The organism is Sphingobium sp. B8D3B, from assembly GCF_025961875.1.
GTDB lineage: Bacteria > Pseudomonadota > Alphaproteobacteria > Sphingomonadales > Sphingomonadaceae > Sphingobium.
In genome coordinates this window covers 3,476,405-3,492,932 of sequence record NZ_JAOQON010000001.1, presented here as the reverse complement: position 1 = coordinate 3,492,932, position 16,528 = coordinate 3,476,405, and the positions used below count along the sequence as shown (strand labels likewise).

Below are 16,528 nucleotides of genomic sequence, written 5' to 3'. Positions count from 1 at the left end.
CCGATGCCCGAGCCGCTTCGCCTCGTCATGCCGGCGCCCATCTACCTGCCTGCCTATCGTGCGGCGCTGGAAGCGGGCTGGTCGCCGGACACCGTGCTGGGCAATCTGGCGACCCAGCGCGAGCTGGACCGGATCGACCGCGACGCCATGGCCTTTCTGCTGTCACTGGATGATCCCAAGGCCAAGGGGCCGCCGGTGCTGATGAAGGATGGGACGCCCCGGCCACGTCTACCGGGCTATCGCCGCTGGATGTGGGATGGCGAGTTCTGCGGCAGCATCAGCCTGCGCTGGCAGGAGGGCACGGCCGCGATGCCGGACTACTGCCCCGGCCATATCGGCTTTTCCGTCGTGCCCTGGAAGCGCGGGCACGGCTATGCGGCGCAGGCCCTGGGCGCCTTGCTCCCTGAGGCACGTGGACGCGGCCTCCCCCATGTCGACCTGACGACGAACATCGACAACGACGCAGCGCGCCGGACAATCGAGCGATGTGGCGGGATTCTGGTCGACCATGTCGAGAAGGACGCCGGCGACGGTGGCGGCAGCGCGGCGCGCTATCGGATCATGCTGGGATAATCGCCCGACGATCGGCCAGCCATGCTCGCCACCCTCGCGACCAAGAAACATAAGCCCAAATGAGAGGGGCCGCCGGAACCTCCCATCAGAGGCGCCGAGCGGCCCATCAGCATGGTCAGCGGCCGGAAGTGCCGCCACCCGGGGATTTACGCCGCGTTTTGGTCCCCGGAGGAACCTCCGCGCGACCCGCCACCAATGCCTTAGCGGCAGGCTCCCCGAACGGACTTGACCGACCCCATTGCTGAACCATGAGACATCGGATCACCTCCTTTCGCTTGCGTTGAAACTCTCTCGCCGGGTTGGCTGGAAGCCGTGCGTCCCTGCGATGGCCTAGATGTGAGTCATTCCGCGCTTGCGAACAAGACTTGTAATTATCTTTTTTCGAATCATAATTATGCGCTCGCCGATTTGGGCGAATGGCGCTGGAACGGCCTAGCTCCGGCAATCTTCCACGACGCGCCCGATTTCCGAGACTACCGGCAGAATGATCCGTTGCCCGCCTGCGGGCTCGATGGACACGCGACCGCGCGAGAACGCCATCCAGTCCAGCCCGGGATCGCTGGCGGGGCGCGTGATGACCAGCGCGCTGGCGCCACCCATCGGCTGGGTCGCCCCGCTCCAGTCGAGCACGCCCTTGCTGGTGCGCAGGGTGACGCGCGGACTGGCGCTGCCGGCTAGCGTCATCGACACCTGCCGGCTGGCCTTCTGACAGCGCAGGACCACCAGCGGCGCGACAGGCGAGGCGCCGAAATTCGCGACACTCTCGCTACTGCGGTTTTCGTAACGCCAGTTACCGGACGTCACGGGCGCCACTTCCCAGGCATCGCTCGACTGCGACGGGGCAGCGACGGGCGCGGGGGCCGGAGCAGTTGGCGCAGGCGTGGGCGCTGGCGAAGGCTGCCGACCGCCCGTTTCCGGCACGACCTGGCAACCAGCCAACGCGATAATAACGAGGGAAGCCGCAATATGCGGCGCGATGCTTCTACCGATGCGCATGATCAGGGCCGGACCTGACCGGTGCCGCGCACGACCCATTTGTATGTCGTCAGCCCTTCCAGCGCCACCGGCCCGCGTGCGTGCATCCGCCCCGTCGAGATACCGATCTCCGCGCCGAGGCCGAATTCGCCGCCATCGGCAAATTGTGTGGAGGCGTTCCACATGCAGATCGCGCTGTCGCAGCGGGCAAGGAACTGCTCGGCAATCGCAGCGTCCTGCGTGATGATCGCATCGGTATGGTGGCTGCCATGCACGGCGATGTGATCGAGCGCCTCATCGACGCCATCCACGAAGCGCGCCGCGATGATGGAATCGAGATACTCGGTGTTCCAGTCGCCATCCTGCGCGGGCTCGATGCGGGGGTCGAGCTTGGTGACGGCCTTGTCACCGCGCACCTCGCATTGCGCATCCAGCAGCGCCGCCACCAGCGCTTGCGGCTCGGCATAGCCCTTGTCGATCAGCAGCGTCTCTGTGGCGCCGCAGATGCCGGTGCGCCGCATCTTGGCATTGACCACGATCTCGCGGGCCATTTTGGGGTCGGCGGCGGCATGGACATAGGTGTGGCAGATGCCATCGAGATGGGCGAGCACGGGTACCCGCGCTTCATCCTGAACGCGCGCGACGAGGCTCTTGCCGCCGCGCGGCACGATGATGTCGATCAGGCCCACCGCGCGCAGCATCGCGCCCACCAGCGCACGATCGGTGCTGGGAACATATTGCACCGCATCGGCGGGCAGGCCGGCCTCGGTAATGCCGCGCACCATGGCAGCGTGGATCGCCCGGTTGCTCTCCACCGCTTCCGATCCGCCCCGCAGGATCACCGCATTGCCGGAGCGCAGGCCGAGCGCAGCCGCATCAGCGGTGACATTGGGGCGGCTCTCATAGATGATGCCGATGACGCCGAGCGGCACCCGTACACGGCTGAGGCGCAGGCCATTGGGCCGCTCGGATTCATCGATGACCTGCCCCACCGGATCGGCAAGATTGGCGACCTGCTCAACAGCGTCCGCAATGCCATTGATCCGCGCCTCGTCCAGCCGCAGCCGATCCAGCATGGCAGAGGAGAGGCCATTGGCGGCGCCGCGCTCCATATCAGTGCGATTGGCTCGGATGATCTTCGGCATCGCTTCCCGCAGCGAGCGCGCCGCGGCAACCAGCGCCTGCGCCTTCAGCTCGCTCGGCGCCTGCGCCATGTCCGCAGCGGCGCGGCGGGCACGCGCACCCATCTGGGCAATGAGCATTTCAGGCGTCTGCGTGAGATCATTCATGGTAAGAGTCGTCCTGTCCGGCGGAGGGCACTCCCCATAGCATGGGGAGAGAGTCGCGCAAATGGCGGCAACCCGACGCATGGCGGAGCGTTTGCCCTTTCAGCCGAAGGGAACCGCAAGCGATGCCCAAAAGGGAGACGAGCATGAACCGACTGAGCCAGATTTCCTCGATTGCCGCGCTCACCCTCATCCTTTCGGGATGCCAGGTGTCGCCCGATGCGGACAATCAGGCCAATGGCATGAACGCGGCGCAGGCGGACGAAGCCCTCGATAACGCGCTCAATGCCAATGATAGCGGCACCGGTAGCGTGCAGCCGGAATTTCTCGGCACGCTCGTTCCTCCAGCGCCCGGCGAACAGGGCGGGCTGCCTGACGACCGCACGCCACTGAATGAAGCAGCCGCCCGCGTGCCGACCAGCGTCGAAGCCTCGGGCTCGACCATTCAGCTTTGGGGCCTCGCGCTGGCGCAGGGCCGCTTTGGCGATGCCTACCGGCTCTACGCCGAGTCCGGGCGGGGCAGCGGCATGACGGAGGCCCAGTTTTCGAGCGCCTATAACCGCTACAGCGATGTGCAGGTTCTGGTCGGCCGTCCCCAGTCGACCAGCAATCAGCGCGTGAAGGTGCCGGTGCAGATGTACGGTCGCATGCGCGAGGATGGTCGCCCATTCAACATGATCGGCACAATGACATTGGTGCGCAACCCCGGCGGACAGAAAGGCGAGAGCGGCCAGATGGCCTGGCTGATCGCGGAATCGGACCTCTCGCCGCGCGGCACGGTGAAGATCATCCCGCCGGGCGGCGAGACAGGCGCCGGCGCCATTCCGCAAGCCTTCCGAGGCAACTGGTCGTCCAGCGCGGCGGCGTGCGGCAAGCCCGGCGACAATATGCGGCTAGCGGTGGGCGCGGACGACCTCACCTTCTACGAGAGCGTCGGCAAGGTGACGCAAGCCCGCCCGCTCTCGCCCAATCGCCTGAGCGTCACCGCCACTTACTCGGGCGAGGGCGAAAGCTGGACGGATACGGCCGCGCTGACTCTCTCCGGCGGGGGCGACGTGTTGACCATCGGGTCCGTCAAGCGCGTGCGCTGCCCGAGCTAATGCCCCGCACGAGGCTGGCGCAATAGCAGGACATTTAGCGGCCAGCGTTTGAATAGCCGGGCAGAGAAATGTCCGGATTGATAGCCTTGCGTGCGTCTACGATCCGCTTTACCCCGCCCTCGCCGCTCTGTTTGTCAGACAGTATCCGCCTCCGAAGAGGCGGACATGCAGCGCAGGCAGGGAGAGGCGCGATGAGTCAAACTACGAGGCTGTTGGCAGGCCGGCTTCGCTGGGGCGTCCTCGCCGTGCTGTTTGGCGTCACCGTCATCAATTATGCGGACCGGGCGATCCTCTCGCTGGCGGCGCCCCTGATGACGCGCGATCTCGATATCGATCCGCTGCAACTCGGCATCGTCTTCTCGGCCTTTGGCTGGTCCTATGTCGCGGCGCAGCTCCCCGGCGGATGGTTGCTCGACCGGTTCGGCGTTCGCCGGGTCTATCTCGTCGCCATTGTCGGCTGGTCGCTGTTCACGGCCGCGCAGGGCCTGGTGGTGTTCCTCTCCGGCGGCGCCGCCATCACCGCGCTCTTTCTGCTCCGGCTCCTCGTTGGTCTGGCCGAAGCCCCATCCTTCCCCGGCAATGCGCGGATCGTCGCCAGTTGGTTTCCCGCCAGCGAACGCGGCCGCGCCACCGCCATTTTCACCTCCGCGCAATATTGCGCAACGATCCTGTTCGCGCCGATCATGGCCTGGATCATCGGGGTCATTGGCTGGCCGGAGGTCTTCCTGTTCATGGGTGGGGTCGGGCTGGTCGCGGCCATGGCCTGGGCGCGCACGGTCCACGAGCCGCATCGTCACCCGCGCATCCAGCCCGCAGAGCTGGCACTGATCGTCGATGGCGGCGCCTTGATCGAAAAGGCCGAACCGGCAGGCCGGCCGGATGGCGAGACGGCGCGGCACGTGCGGGCCCTCATTCTCGCCCCGTCGCTCTGGGGGCTTTATCTCCACCAGTTCTGCGTGAACGCCCTCACCTATTTCTTCATCACCTGGTTCCCGGTCTATCTCGTGCAGGAGCGTGGCCTCTCGATCATCGAGACCGGGCTGATGACCGCCATTCCCTCGATCTGCGGCTTTCTTGGCGGCTTGCTGGGCGGCTTGTGGTCGGACTGGCTGCTCAAGCGCGGGCATAGCCTGACGCTGGCCCGCAAACTCCCCATTGTCACCGGGATGATGGGTTCGCTCGCCATTCTCGGCTGCAATTACACCAGCGCGCAGACCATGATCATGATCTTCATGAGCCTGGCGTTTTTCGGCAAGGGCTTCGGCGCGCTGGGGTGGGCCGTCATGTCCGACATCGCGCCACCCGGTGCGGCGGGCCTGAGCGGCGGCATCTTCAACATGTTCGGCAACATGTCATCCATCGTGACGCCGATCGTCATCGGCTTCATCCTGCAGCAGACGCAATCTTTCGAGCTGGTGCTGATCTTCCTCGCCGGCTGCGGCTTCACGGCCGCCTTCAGCCTGCTCTTCCTGTTCGGCAAGGTCGAGCGCATGAAAGCGCTCGCCCCTGCCGCTGGATAACCCAAAGCAATTTAGTCAGAGTTATTCATCGATCGGCTGCGGCTCGGGCAAGGCGTTGGTCGGCTTCGCACCCCACAACGCGTAGAACAGCACGTAGAGTTCGCACGCCGCCGTCAGCAGGAACGACATTTGCAGGCCATAGCTGTCCGCCAGCCAGCCCTGCACGATGACCAGCGCGCCGCCGGCAATCGCCATGATCAGCAGCCCCGAGCCTTCCTCGGTCAGCGGTCCCAGCCCCTTGATGCCGAGCGTGAAGATGGTCGGGAACATGATCGAGTGGAAGAAGCCCACGAGGATCAAGGCCCACATCGCCGCCGGGCCGGTGGTGAAGACCGTGACCAGCATCACGACGAACGCGCCGATGGAGAAGGCCGCCAGCACCGTCTCCGCCGGAATCTTCTGCATGATCGCCGAACCGACGAAGCGGCCGACCATCATGCCGCCCCACAGGAAGGTGAGGTAGCGCCCGGCCTGCTCATGGGTGAGGTTGGCAATGTGCGGCTGGCTGACGAAGTTGACGAACAGATTGGCGACGCCGATTTCGGCAATCAGGTAGATGAAGATCGCCGGCACGCCGAACACGAGATTGCGGTGCCGCCAGAGCGAGTGGTTGCGGCGTTCCTCCTTGCTCGCGCGATTGGCGGCCGACCCCATGGCGGGCAACGGAAAGCGCGCAATGACGAGGGCGAGCACGATCAGCACGACCGCGACGAGGCCATAAGGCAGGATCACCGATTGCGCATCGGCAAGGCGCTCCGCCTGGGTGAGCACGACGCCCGCTTCCGCCGTGCCGCCCTTGGAGCGCCCGAGGATCAGATAGGCGCCGAACAAGGGCGCGAACATGGTGCCCGCCGAGTTCATGGCCTGCACGAGATTGAGGCGTGAGGATGCCGTTTCCGGCGATCCGACCACCGCAACATAGGGATTGGCAGCCACCTGGAGCAGCGTGATGCCGCTCGCGATCACGAAGAGCATGACGAGGGTGACGCCATAAGACGGCAGGCTGGCGGCAAGCATCATGCCCAGCGACCCCGCCGCCATCACCAGCAAGCCGACGACCAGCGACTTCTGATAACCGATCCGCTTGATCAGCCAGGCCGAGGGGATCGACGCGACGAAATAGGCGATGAACCAGACCGATTCGATCAGCGTCGTCTGCGTATAATTGAGATCGAACACGCTGCGCAGATGCGGCAGCAGCGTGTTGTTGATGACGGTGATGAAACCCCACATGAAAAACAGGCTGGCCAACAGCACCAGGGCCGGGGTGTAATTGACCCCGCCGCTGTCCCTGCTCACCCCATTTGCAACCCCTGCCGGTCCGGCCATCGGCTCCATCCCCTCATCAATTTTACCGAGGCGTTTTCGCCGGAATGTCGGCTTGCGTCAATGTCATTTGTCTGACTATAAACCCGCACGGCGCGGACAGAGACAAAAGGATTGGGGCAGGGATGCGAAGTGCATATTGGATAGCGATCATCTCCGGAACGCTGGCGATGGCGATGCCGGTTTCCGTGGTTCAGGCCGCCGAGGCGCACCGTGCGGCTGCCGGCACCCTGGCCGATGGCACCGCCATTGAGGCGATCACGCTCAAGAACGCGCAAGGCGTGGAAGCAAAGATCATCACTTATGGCGCCACGCTGCAGTCGCTGCTCGTCCCCGGGCGCGACGGCAAGCGGGCCGATGTGGTGCTCGGCTTCGACAATGCGGCCCAATATGAGGCGCACCCCAATTATCTCGGCGTTACCGTCGGGCGGTTCGCCAACCGCATCGCCAATGGCCGGTTCGCGCTGGATGGCAAGACATACCAGCTGACGCAAAATGACGGGACCAATTCGCTGCATGGCGGCGGCAAGGGCTTCGATCGCGCCGTGTGGAAGGTCGTCTCGGTGGAGAGCGGCCCAACAGCCCGCGTCGTGCTCGCCCATGTCAGCCCGGATGGCGATGCCGGCTACCCCGGCAAGCTGGACGTTACCACCACTTACACGCTGGATGAGAGCGGCGCGCTCGGCATTGCCTTCGAGGCCAGGACGGACAAGCCGACCATCGTGAACATGACCAACCATGCGCTGTTCAACATGGCCGGGGAGGATTCACCCGGCGGCGCGCTCGACCAGTTGCTGACCATTCCGGCCAAGGCCTTCACACCCGTTGATGCCAAGCTGATCCCCACCGGCGAGTTGCGCCCGGTGGCCGGCACGCCGTTCGATTTTCGTAAGCCCCGCCGCATCGCGCAGGACATTCGCGATGGCCGGGACGATCAGATCCGCGCAGGCCGGGGCTATGATCATAATTTCGCGCTCGACAAGGGCGTGACAGCCAAGCCCGAACTGGCCGCCCGGCTTGAAGACGCCGCCTCCGGCCGCGTGCTCGAAGTGCTGACGACCGAGCCGGGCGTGCAATTCTATGCCGGCAATTTTCTGGATGGCACGGTCCCCGGCAAGAGCAGCCGCCTGTACCGCATGGGGGATGGCATCGCGCTCGAACCGCAGAAATTCCCGGATGCGCCGAACCATCCCGATTTCATTTCCGCCCGCGTCGATCCCGGTAAGCCCTATCGGCACGCCATGATCTACCGCGTTTCAATCCAGCAGGGCACGCACCACAAATGACAGACGCCAAGGGCTCGCGCCTGCGCTCGCGCGCATGGTTCGACAATGAAGACAATATCGACATGACGGCGCTCTATCTGGAGCGTTACCTGAACTTTGGCCTCAGCCTCGAGGAACTCCGCTCGGGCAAGCCGATCATTGGCATCGCCCAGACCGGCAGCGACCTCTCGCCTTGCAACCGCCACCATCTCGTGCTGGCCGAGCGGGTGCGCGAGGGCATTCGCGAGGCCGGCGGCATCGCCATCGAATTCCCCGTCCACCCCATTCAGGAGACGGGCAAGCGCCCCACCGCCGGGCTGGACCGCAACCTCGCCTATCTCGGTTTGGTCGAGGCGCTGTACGGCTACCCGTTCGATGGCGTGGTGCTGACCACCGGCTGCGACAAGACCACGCCCGCCGCGTTGATGGCCGCCGCCACGGTGAACATTCCGGCCATTGCGCTCTCCGTCGGCCCGATGCTGAACGGCTGGCATGAGGGCGAGCGCACCGGATCCGGCACGATCGTGTGGAAAGCGCGGCAGATGCTCGCCGCCGGCGAGATCGATGATGAAGGCTTCATCAGGCTGGTCGCCTCCTCAGCCCCCTCGACCGGCTATTGCAACACCATGGGCACGGCGACGACCATGAACAGCCTGGCCGAGGCGCTGGGCATGATGCTGCCGGGGTCCGCCGCCATTCCGGCGCCCTATCGCGACCGGCAGGAAGTGGCCTGGCGCACCGGCAAGCGCATTGTCGAGATGGTGGCGGAAGACCTCAAGCCGTCCGACATTCTGACGCTCGACGCCTTCCACAATGCCATCGTGGTGAATTCGGCCATCGGCGGCTCGACCAATGCGCCCATCCACCTCGCGGCGATTGCGCGCCATATCGGCGTCGATCTGCCGCTCAAGGATTGGGAGCGGCTCGGCCACAAGGTACCGTTGCTGGTCAACCTCCAGCCGGCCGGCGAGTATCTCGGCGAGGATTATTATCGCGCTGGTGGCGTGCCCGCCGTGGTCGCGCAGCTCATCCGCCACGGCCTGATCCGCGAAGGCGCGCTGACCGTGAACGGCGCCAGCATGGGCGACAATTGCCGGGATGCGCGGATCATGGACGAGCGCGTCATCCATCCGTTCGAGCAGCCGCTGGTCGAGGACGCCGGCTTTCTGGTGATGAGCGGCAATCTGTTCGATGCGGCGATCATGAAGACCAGCGTGATCAGCCAGGAATTCCGCAACCGCTACCTCTCCAACCCGGACGCACCGGGCGTGTTCGAAGGCCCCGCCATCGTATTTGACGGCCCCGAGGACTATCACAAGCGCATCGACGATCCGGCCACCGGCATTACCGAGAACACGCTTCTCTTCATGCGCGGCGCCGGTCCCATCGGCTATCCCGGCGCGGCAGAGGTGGTGAACATGCGCCCGCCGGCCTATCTCATTACGGAAGGGATCAGTGCCCTCCCCTGCATCGGCGACGGGCGCCAGTCCGGCACGAGCGCCAGCCCGTCGATCCTCAATGCCAGCCCGGAAGCGGCGGCCATGGGCGGCCTCGCCCTGTTGCGCGACGGTGACCGGGTGCGCATGGACCTGAATGCCTGCACGGTGGATGTGCTGATCGCCGACGCGGACCTTGCCGAACGGCGTGAGGCGCTGATAGCCAAGGGTGGCTATGCCTATCCCGCGTCCCAGACCCCATGGCAGGAGATCCAGCGTTCGCTCGTCGGGCAGTTGGACAAGGGCGCGATTCTGGAGGGCAGCGAGCAGTTCCAGCGCATCGCGCAAACCCAGGGCCTGCCGCGCGACAACCACTAAGGCCGAAAGGGCAACAGGATGACGGGCTGGCGGATCGTCGAGCGCGACGTGCGCGACGAGCTTGGCGAGGGAACGCTGTGGAGCGCGCGCGACAACGCGCTCTACTGGACGGACATTCTCGCGCCGGCGCTCAACCGGCTCTCGCTCGCCGATGGCACGGTCGACCGCTGGGCGATGCCCGAGCGGCTGGGCTGGGTGGTGGAGCGCGATCAGGGCGGTTTCATTGCCGGGTTCGCGAGCGGCTTTGCGCGGCTCTCGCTCGATCCGCTGATCATCGAGCCGATCGGCAACCCCGAGCCGCATCTGCCGGACAATCGCATGAACGACGGGAAGGCCGATGCCAGCGGGACAATCTGGTGCGGAACCATGCACAGCCGGATCGAGGGCGAGACCGGCACGCTCTATCGGTTCACACCGGATGGTCGCTGGACGCCGATGGACAGCGGCTACACCGTCACCAACGGTCCTGCCTTCTCGACCTGCGGCCGCTGGCTCTACCATACCGACACCATGCGCGGCCTCATCTACCGGTTCGCGCGCACGCCCGATGGCGGCATTACCGACCGCGAGGTCTTCATTCGCTTCGGCGAGGGAGATGGCGGGCCGGACGGCATGACCGTCGATGCCGAGGACGGGCTGTGGGTCGCGCATTGGGGGGCCGGCCGGGTGAGCCGCTTTTGGCCGGATGGCACGCTGGATCACAGCATTGCGCTACCCGCATCCCAGATCACCAATATCGCCTTTGCCGGTGAACGGCTCGACCGAATGTTCGTCACCTCTGCGGCGACCGGCCTGCCTCCGTCCGACTATGATGGCGCCCTGTTCGAGATCGAGACACGGTTCAGGGGCGTCGCGCCGGGTCTCTTTCCGGCCTGACATCGACGCCAAGCCTCATCCGTCCTGCCCTGATCCTATTAGCGAGTAGCTATAACTTATAGCCTCACAGGCCGTTGCTTCTACCTGCCTCTCCGCATGACAAGGTGGTTCAAAATAGGGAGAGGAACGATGAGCTATTCAAGGAAGATGGCGTCCAAAGCCGCGTGGCATGGCGCCAGCCGGCTGATTATCGCGGCATGTGCGGGCCTTGGGCTTTCCGCCGCGATGGCACAACAAGGCGCGAATTCGCAGCAGGCGTCGCCGCCGGTCGGCCCTGACTGGACCTATTATCCGCAGCCGACCAAGGCCCCCAAAGGTGCCCCCAATATCATCCTCGTCCTTATGGACGATGTGGGCTTCAGCGCTTCCACCTCCTATGGCGGCCCCATTCCGACGCCGGTGTTCGACAGTCTCGCGGCCTCGGGCCTGCGCTACACGCGCTTCCACACCACCGCCATGTGCTCGCCGACGCGCGCCGCATTGCTCACCGGCCGCAACCACCATGCCGTCGGCAATGCATCGATCTCCAACGTGTCGATCGATGCCCCGGGCTACACCTCCGTGATGCCGGACAGCGCCGCGACGCTCGGCCGCGTGCTGCGCGACAATGGCTATGACACGTCGTGGTTCGGCAAGAACCACAATATCCCCGACTGGGAAACCGGGCCGATGGGACCGTTTAAGCGCTGGCCGATCGGCCTGGGCTTCGATTATTTCTACGGGTTCAACGGCGCGGGTGCCGATCAGTTCAACCCGACTATTGTCGAGAATATCAACCCCGTGCGGCGCGACCGGACGGACGATAATTACATCTTCGACCGTGACATGACCGACAAGATGCTGGGCTGGCTGGGCGCGCAGCAGGCGCAGGACCCGAACAAGCCCTTCTTCCTCTATGTCGCGCCCGGCGCCATGCACGGCCCGCAGCAAGCCCCGGCCGATTGGGTGGCCAAGTTCAAGGGCAAGTTCGACATGGGCTGGGACAAGATGCGCGACCAGATTTTCGCGCGTCAGAAAGCCATGGGCATCATCCCCAAGGACGCCCGCATGGCGCCGCCCCTGCCCGGCGTGCCGCGCTGGGATAGCCTGCCTGCCGATCAGAAGGCGCTTTACGCGCATATGATGGAAGTGGCCGCCGCGCAGCTTGCCTTCTTCGACGATCAACTGGGCCGCGTGATCGAGCGGGTGCGTCAGGATGGCGAGCTGGACAACACGCTGGTGATCTTCATCAACGGCGACAACGGCGCGGCGCTGCACAATATGTACGGCTCGATCAACGCTTACTCGCAGTTCGCCGGCATCAAGGAAACGCCCGAGACGCTGCTGCCGCAGAAGGACAAGTTCGGTACGGAGGAGAGCTTCGGCAACTATCCGGTCGGCTGGGGCTATGCGCTCAACACGCCCTACCCATGGGGCAAGACGGTCGCCTCCCAGCTCGGCGGGTTGCGTGTGGGGATGGTCGTCTCCTGGCCTGATAAGATCAAGGACAAGGGCGGCATCCGCACCCAGTTCAGCCATGTCATCGACATCGCGCCGACCATCTATGACGTGGTGGGGATCACACCGCCGGCCACGGTGGACGGTGTGGCCCAGCAGCCGATCGACGGCATTTCGATGAAGTACAGTTTCGATGCCCCCAAGGCCCCGTCGCAACGGCGTGAGCAGTATTTCGAGATGCTGGGGAGCCGCGGTTATTACAAGGATGGCTGGTTCGCCGGGACCGAGGTCAATTGGGAACCATGGGGACCAAACAAGACCGACCCGACCAAGGCCGGCTGGGAGCTGTATAATCTCAACGAGGACTGGTCGCAGACCCGCAATGTCGCCGCGCAGTATCCCGATAAGCTGGCCGAACTGAAGGCGGACTTCGAGGCGGCGGCCCAGAAGTTCCATGTCTATCCGCTCTCGGCCGACTTCTTCGAGCGGCTGAACTACAAATATCGCCCCAACGCCCTCGCGCCGGAGCGGACACGCACTTATTATACGAGCGACATCCGCTATCCGGCCGTGACCTTCCCGGAACTCAACCACAACTGGACCGCCGAAGCCCGTGTCAAACTCACCGGCTCAGCGGTCAGCGGGCCGATTCTGACCCAGGGCGCGAAGTTCGCGGGTTATACGCTCGCGATGGAGAACGGCGTGCCGGTCTTTACCTACAACCCCTCGGGCCGCGCACAGGAACGCAAGATCCTGCGTGGCACCCAAGCACTCGGGGCCGGCGACCATGTGATCACCGCCCAGATCGCCCCGGCGAGCGAAGGACTGACGATCTCGCTGCTGGTCGACGGCAAGTCGCAAGCAACGGCATCGATCCCCCGCGTCATCAAGATCGTGACCGGCGAGGCGATGATCGGCCACGCGCTGATCGATGATCGCACGGGGCCGCTGAACTTCCCCGATACGATCGAGAAGGTGACGATCACCAGCTACTGAGACCAGCACTTGCCCATGGCCGCCTGCCTATTGGTGGGCGGCCATGTCATTTGGGGTATGCAGGCCGCTTAACGGCCGCTGTTGACCAGCAGCAAGATGGCCACGATCAGGATCGCGAGCGCCTGAAAGGTCACGCGGCCCATCATTGCCTTGTTCTGGCGCAGGCTGGACTGGCTCGGGCCGGTGCCATCGCCTTTCAGCTCCGCCTCGGTCGTGCGCAGGAACGTCACGATGCCGCGAACGAGCATGAAAAGTGCGCCTAGCATGGCGAGCACCAGCAGGATGATCATGAGGGCATTGCCCATAGCTTGTCTCCTTGTGGCCCCGATTTAGGAGGCTTCGACCCTGATTCCAACCGGAAAGCGGCCAGCCCGCAAATCTTCGGCGAGCGCCGGGCCGGAAAGGCCCTGATCGCGCAGCTCCGCAAGGCTCAGGCCATCGGCGCGCTTGGCAAGGCGCTTGCCCGCCGCATCCACGATCAGCCGGTGATGCCGGTAGCGCGGACTTGGCAGGCCGAGTAGCGCCTGCAGGGTGCGATGGGCGTGGGTGGAGGCAAATACATCCCGCCCCCGGATGACATGCGTGACGCCCTGCGCCGCATCGTCCACCACCACAGCAAGATGATAGCTGGCCGGCCGGTCCCGCCCCTTGATGATCAGATCGCCCAACGCATCCGGCTCGACCGGGACGGTGCCGGCAAAATCGTCCTGCCAGACCAGCGGACCAGTGCGCGCCAGCGCCGCGCCCATATCCAGCCGCCAGCTATGCGGATCACCCGCCGCGATGCGTGCGGCGAGCTCGTCCAACGACAGCGCGCGGCAGGTGCCGGGATAGAGCGGCCCGTCGGCGCCATGGGGGGCGTGCAGGCTCGCGGCCAGTTCTCGTGCGATATCGCCGCGCGTGCAGAAGCAGGGATAGACCACGCCCGATGCCTTGAGTCGCTCCAGCGCCTGCTCATAGGCATCGAACCGCGTCGACTGGATCATCAGCCCGTCCCAGCCGATGTCGAGCCAGCGCAGGTCTTCATAGATGCCCTCGGTAAATTCGGGCCGGCAGCGGGTGACGTCGGTATCCTCGATGCGCAGCAGGAAGGTGCCGTCATTTTCCCGCGCGAAGTCATGAGCCTGCAACGCCGACCAGCCATGGCCGATGTGCAGGCGCCCGGTCGGGCTCGGCGCGAAACGGGTCACCACATGTCGTGGAGAGTCGTTTTCCATCATACAAGGCCTTGACGAAGACTCATCGTCTCTGCTGTCATATGCACGTCACGCTTCTCTTGGAGAGAGTGCGGCGAAACGAAAGGGGCAAGAGCGCGCATGTATCATCCCGATCGAATACGCCATCCAGAAAATTGCCCGGCGCTCGTGTTGAACGCCGACTACACCCCGCTTTCTTATTATCCGCTGAGCCTCTGGCCTTGGCAAACCGCCATCAAGGCGGTTTTTTTGGATCGGGTGGACATCGTCTCCAGCTATGAGCAGGAAGTTCATTCGCCCAGTCTGCAAATGCAAATCCCCTCGGTGATCGCGCTCAAGCAATATGTGCGGCCGAGCGAGCATCCCGCCTTCACCCGTTTCAACCTCTTCCTGCGCGACAAATTCTCCTGCCAATATTGCGGATCGACCAAGGATCTCACCTTCGATCACGTCGTGCCACGCCGCGCCGGGGGCCGCACGACCTGGGAGAATGTCGCCACCGCCTGCTCGCCGTGCAACCTCAGGAAAGGTGGACGCACCCCGCGCGAGGCGCATATGCCGCTGCGCCAAATGCCGATCCGCCCGACGACCTGGCAATTGCAGGACCATGGCCGCGCCTTCCCGCCCAACCATCTGCACGAGAGCTGGCACGACTGGCTCTATTGGGATGTCGAACTGCTGGCCTGAGCCAGGGAACCCGTCTCCGCCCTGCCCCTTGCACGCGGCTCTGGAGCCGCTAAGAAGCCGCGATGGACCGTATCCTCATCCGCGGCGGCAAGCCGCTCTCCGGCAAACTCCCCATCTCCGGCGCGAAGAACGCCGCGCTGACGCTGCTGCCTTGCGCGCTGCTGACCGAGGAACCGGTAACCCTGCGCAACCTGCCCCGCCTGGCGGACGTGGACAGCTTCGGCCATCTGCTCAACCAGCTTGGCGTCTCGACCACCATCGAGGGATCGCGGCAGGAAGATTTCGGCCGGGTGATGACGCTCAAGGCCGCGCGCGTCACCTCGTCGGTCGCGCCCTATGACATCGTGCGCAAGATGCGCGCCTCCATCGTTGTGCTGGGGCCACTGCTGGCGCGCACCGGCGAGGCGACCGTGTCGTTGCCCGGCGGCTGCGCCATCGGCAACCGCCCCATCGACTTCCACCTGCGCGCTTTTGAAACGCTGGGCGCGACGATCGAGATGGCCAATGGCTATGTCCGCGCCATCGCACCGGATGGTGGCCTCAAGGGCGCGCTCGTTACCCTGCCCTTCCCCTCGGTCGGCGCCACCGAGAACACGCTGATGGCCGCCGCGCTCGCCAATGGCGAGACGATCATCGAAAATGCCGCGCGCGAGCCTGAGATTGTCGACTTGTGCGGCCTGCTCGTCGCCATGGGTTGCGAGATCGAGGGCATCGGTACGGACCGGATCGTCATCCACGGCAAGCAGCGCCTCTATGGCACCACCTATCGGGTGATGGCAGACCGCATCGAGGCCGGCAGCTATGCCTGCGCCGCCGCGATCACCGGCGGGGAGCTGGATCTGATCGGCGCCAATGCCGACGACATGCACGCGATCCTCAAGGGCCTGCGCGATGCCGGCGTCCACATTGAGGAAAGCAAGACCGGCATCAAGGTCGCGGCCGATGGCCCGCTCAAGCCGCTGACGCTGACAACGGCGCCGCACCCCGGCTTTCCCACCGACATGCAGGCGCAATTCATGGCGATGCTGACGCTGGCCGGTGGCGCGAGCGTGCTCACCGAAACGATCTTCGAGAACCGCTACATGCATGTGCCCGAGCTGGCCCGCATGGGCGCGGACATCACCGTGAACGGCCGCACCGCCGTGGTGCGCGGCGTCGAGAAGCTGACCGGCGCCCCGGTGATGGCAACCGACCTGCGCGCCTCGATGAGCCTGATCCTCGCCGGCCTCGCCGCACAGGGCGAAACCGTAGTGAGCCGCGTGTACCATCTCGACCGGGGCTATGAGCGGCTGGAAGAGAAATTGAGCGCGGTCGGCGCCGACATCGAGCGCGACAGCGACGGCTAAGCCCCCGCCGCAGGTCTGATGGGGCGGTCTGCACGGCGTTTTAATCGCTAATCTTTCGTCATTCCCGCGAACGCGGGAATGACGGTGATGGAAATCGGCGAATGACTCTGCCGCCGATCTGACCGGCAAAG

General features: G+C 64.9%; 14 protein-coding genes. 9 read left to right on the top strand and 5 right to left on the bottom strand.

Annotation, left to right across the window (positions count from 1 at the left end; all coding sequences use genetic code 11):
* The first annotated feature begins 3 nt into the window (after nt 1-3).
* Complete coding sequence (locus M2343_RS16355) at nt 4-573, top strand: GNAT family N-acetyltransferase (protein ID WP_264577447.1); 570 nt, start codon at nt 4-6, stop codon at nt 571-573.
* 432 nt (nt 574-1,005) lie between these two features.
* Here M2343_RS16355 and M2343_RS16350 read toward each other — a convergent pair whose 3' ends face one another.
* Nucleotides 1,006-1,377, bottom strand: a complete 372-nt coding sequence (locus tag M2343_RS16350) for a hypothetical protein (protein WP_264577446.1) — start codon at nt 1,375-1,377, stop codon at nt 1,006-1,008.
* A gap of 194 nt (nt 1,378-1,571) precedes the next feature.
* Complete coding sequence (locus tag M2343_RS16345) at nt 1,572-2,837, bottom strand: glutamate-5-semialdehyde dehydrogenase (protein ID WP_264577445.1); 1,266 nt, start codon at nt 2,835-2,837, stop codon at nt 1,572-1,574.
* A gap of 143 nt (nt 2,838-2,980) precedes the next feature.
* On the opposite strand from M2343_RS16345, the gene M2343_RS16340 reads away from it, so the two are divergent.
* Together M2343_RS16340 and M2343_RS16335 are read left to right on the top strand one after the other, a co-directional pair.
* On the top strand, nt 2,981-3,934 hold the full coding sequence (locus tag M2343_RS16340) for a hypothetical protein (RefSeq protein WP_264577444.1): 954 nt from the start codon (nt 2,981-2,983) through the stop codon (nt 3,932-3,934).
* 191 nt (nt 3,935-4,125) lie between these two features.
* Nucleotides 4,126-5,454 (top strand): MFS transporter, encoded by a 1,329-nt coding sequence (locus M2343_RS16335; RefSeq protein WP_264577443.1) that lies wholly within the window; start codon nt 4,126-4,128, stop codon nt 5,452-5,454.
* 21 nt (nt 5,455-5,475) lie between these two features.
* On the opposite strand, the gene M2343_RS16330 is transcribed toward M2343_RS16335, so the two are convergent.
* Nucleotides 5,476-6,783, bottom strand: a complete 1,308-nt coding sequence (locus tag M2343_RS16330; protein ID WP_264577442.1) for a sugar MFS transporter — start codon at nt 6,781-6,783, stop codon at nt 5,476-5,478.
* A gap of 173 nt (nt 6,784-6,956) precedes the next feature.
* Between M2343_RS16330 and M2343_RS16325 the strand changes: the two genes are divergently transcribed.
* The 4 genes from M2343_RS16325 to M2343_RS16310 all read left to right on the top strand — a co-directional run bounded on the left by M2343_RS16325 (nt 6,957) and on the right by M2343_RS16310 (nt 13,168).
* Nucleotides 6,957-8,066 carry an aldose epimerase family protein gene (locus M2343_RS16325; protein WP_264603915.1) on the top strand — a complete coding sequence of 370 codons (1,110 nt, stop codon included), beginning with the start codon at nt 6,957-6,959 and terminating at the stop codon, nt 8,064-8,066.
* The gene (locus M2343_RS16320; protein ID WP_264577440.1) at nt 8,063-9,859 is read left to right on the top strand and encodes an IlvD/Edd family dehydratase; all 1,797 of its coding nucleotides are present in this window, start codon (nt 8,063-8,065) and stop codon (nt 9,857-9,859) included. The genes M2343_RS16325 and M2343_RS16320 overlap by 4 nt, the downstream gene beginning before the upstream one ends.
* 18 nt (nt 9,860-9,877) lie before the next feature.
* On the top strand, nt 9,878-10,735 hold the full coding sequence (locus tag M2343_RS16315; RefSeq protein WP_264577439.1) for an SMP-30/gluconolactonase/LRE family protein: 858 nt from the start codon (nt 9,878-9,880) through the stop codon (nt 10,733-10,735).
* Between the two features lie 129 nt (nt 10,736-10,864).
* Nucleotides 10,865-13,168 (top strand): arylsulfatase, encoded by a 2,304-nt coding sequence (locus M2343_RS16310; protein WP_264577438.1) that lies wholly within the window; start codon nt 10,865-10,867, stop codon nt 13,166-13,168.
* A gap of 68 nt (nt 13,169-13,236) precedes the next feature.
* Here the strand turns inward: M2343_RS16310 and M2343_RS16305 are convergent, their stop codons facing one another.
* On the bottom strand, nt 13,237-13,473 hold the full coding sequence (locus M2343_RS16305; protein WP_181560534.1) for a twin transmembrane helix small protein: 237 nt from the start codon (nt 13,471-13,473) through the stop codon (nt 13,237-13,239).
* Between the two features lie 24 nt (nt 13,474-13,497).
* A complete protein-coding gene (gene gluQRS, locus M2343_RS16300; RefSeq protein ID WP_264577437.1) occupies nt 13,498-14,388 on the bottom strand; it encodes a tRNA glutamyl-Q(34) synthetase GluQRS in 891 nt (296 codons plus the stop codon).
* 96 nt (nt 14,389-14,484) lie between these two features.
* Between gluQRS and M2343_RS16295 the strand changes: the two genes are divergently transcribed.
* Together M2343_RS16295 and murA are read left to right on the top strand one after the other, a co-directional pair.
* Complete coding sequence (locus M2343_RS16295) at nt 14,485-15,051, top strand: HNH endonuclease (RefSeq protein ID WP_264577436.1); 567 nt, start codon at nt 14,485-14,487, stop codon at nt 15,049-15,051.
* Between the two features lie 62 nt (nt 15,052-15,113).
* Entirely contained in the window at nt 15,114-16,397 is a 1,284-nt protein-coding gene (gene murA, locus M2343_RS16290) for a UDP-N-acetylglucosamine 1-carboxyvinyltransferase (RefSeq protein WP_264573530.1), read from the top strand.
* Nucleotides 16,398-16,528: the final 131 nt, after the last annotated feature.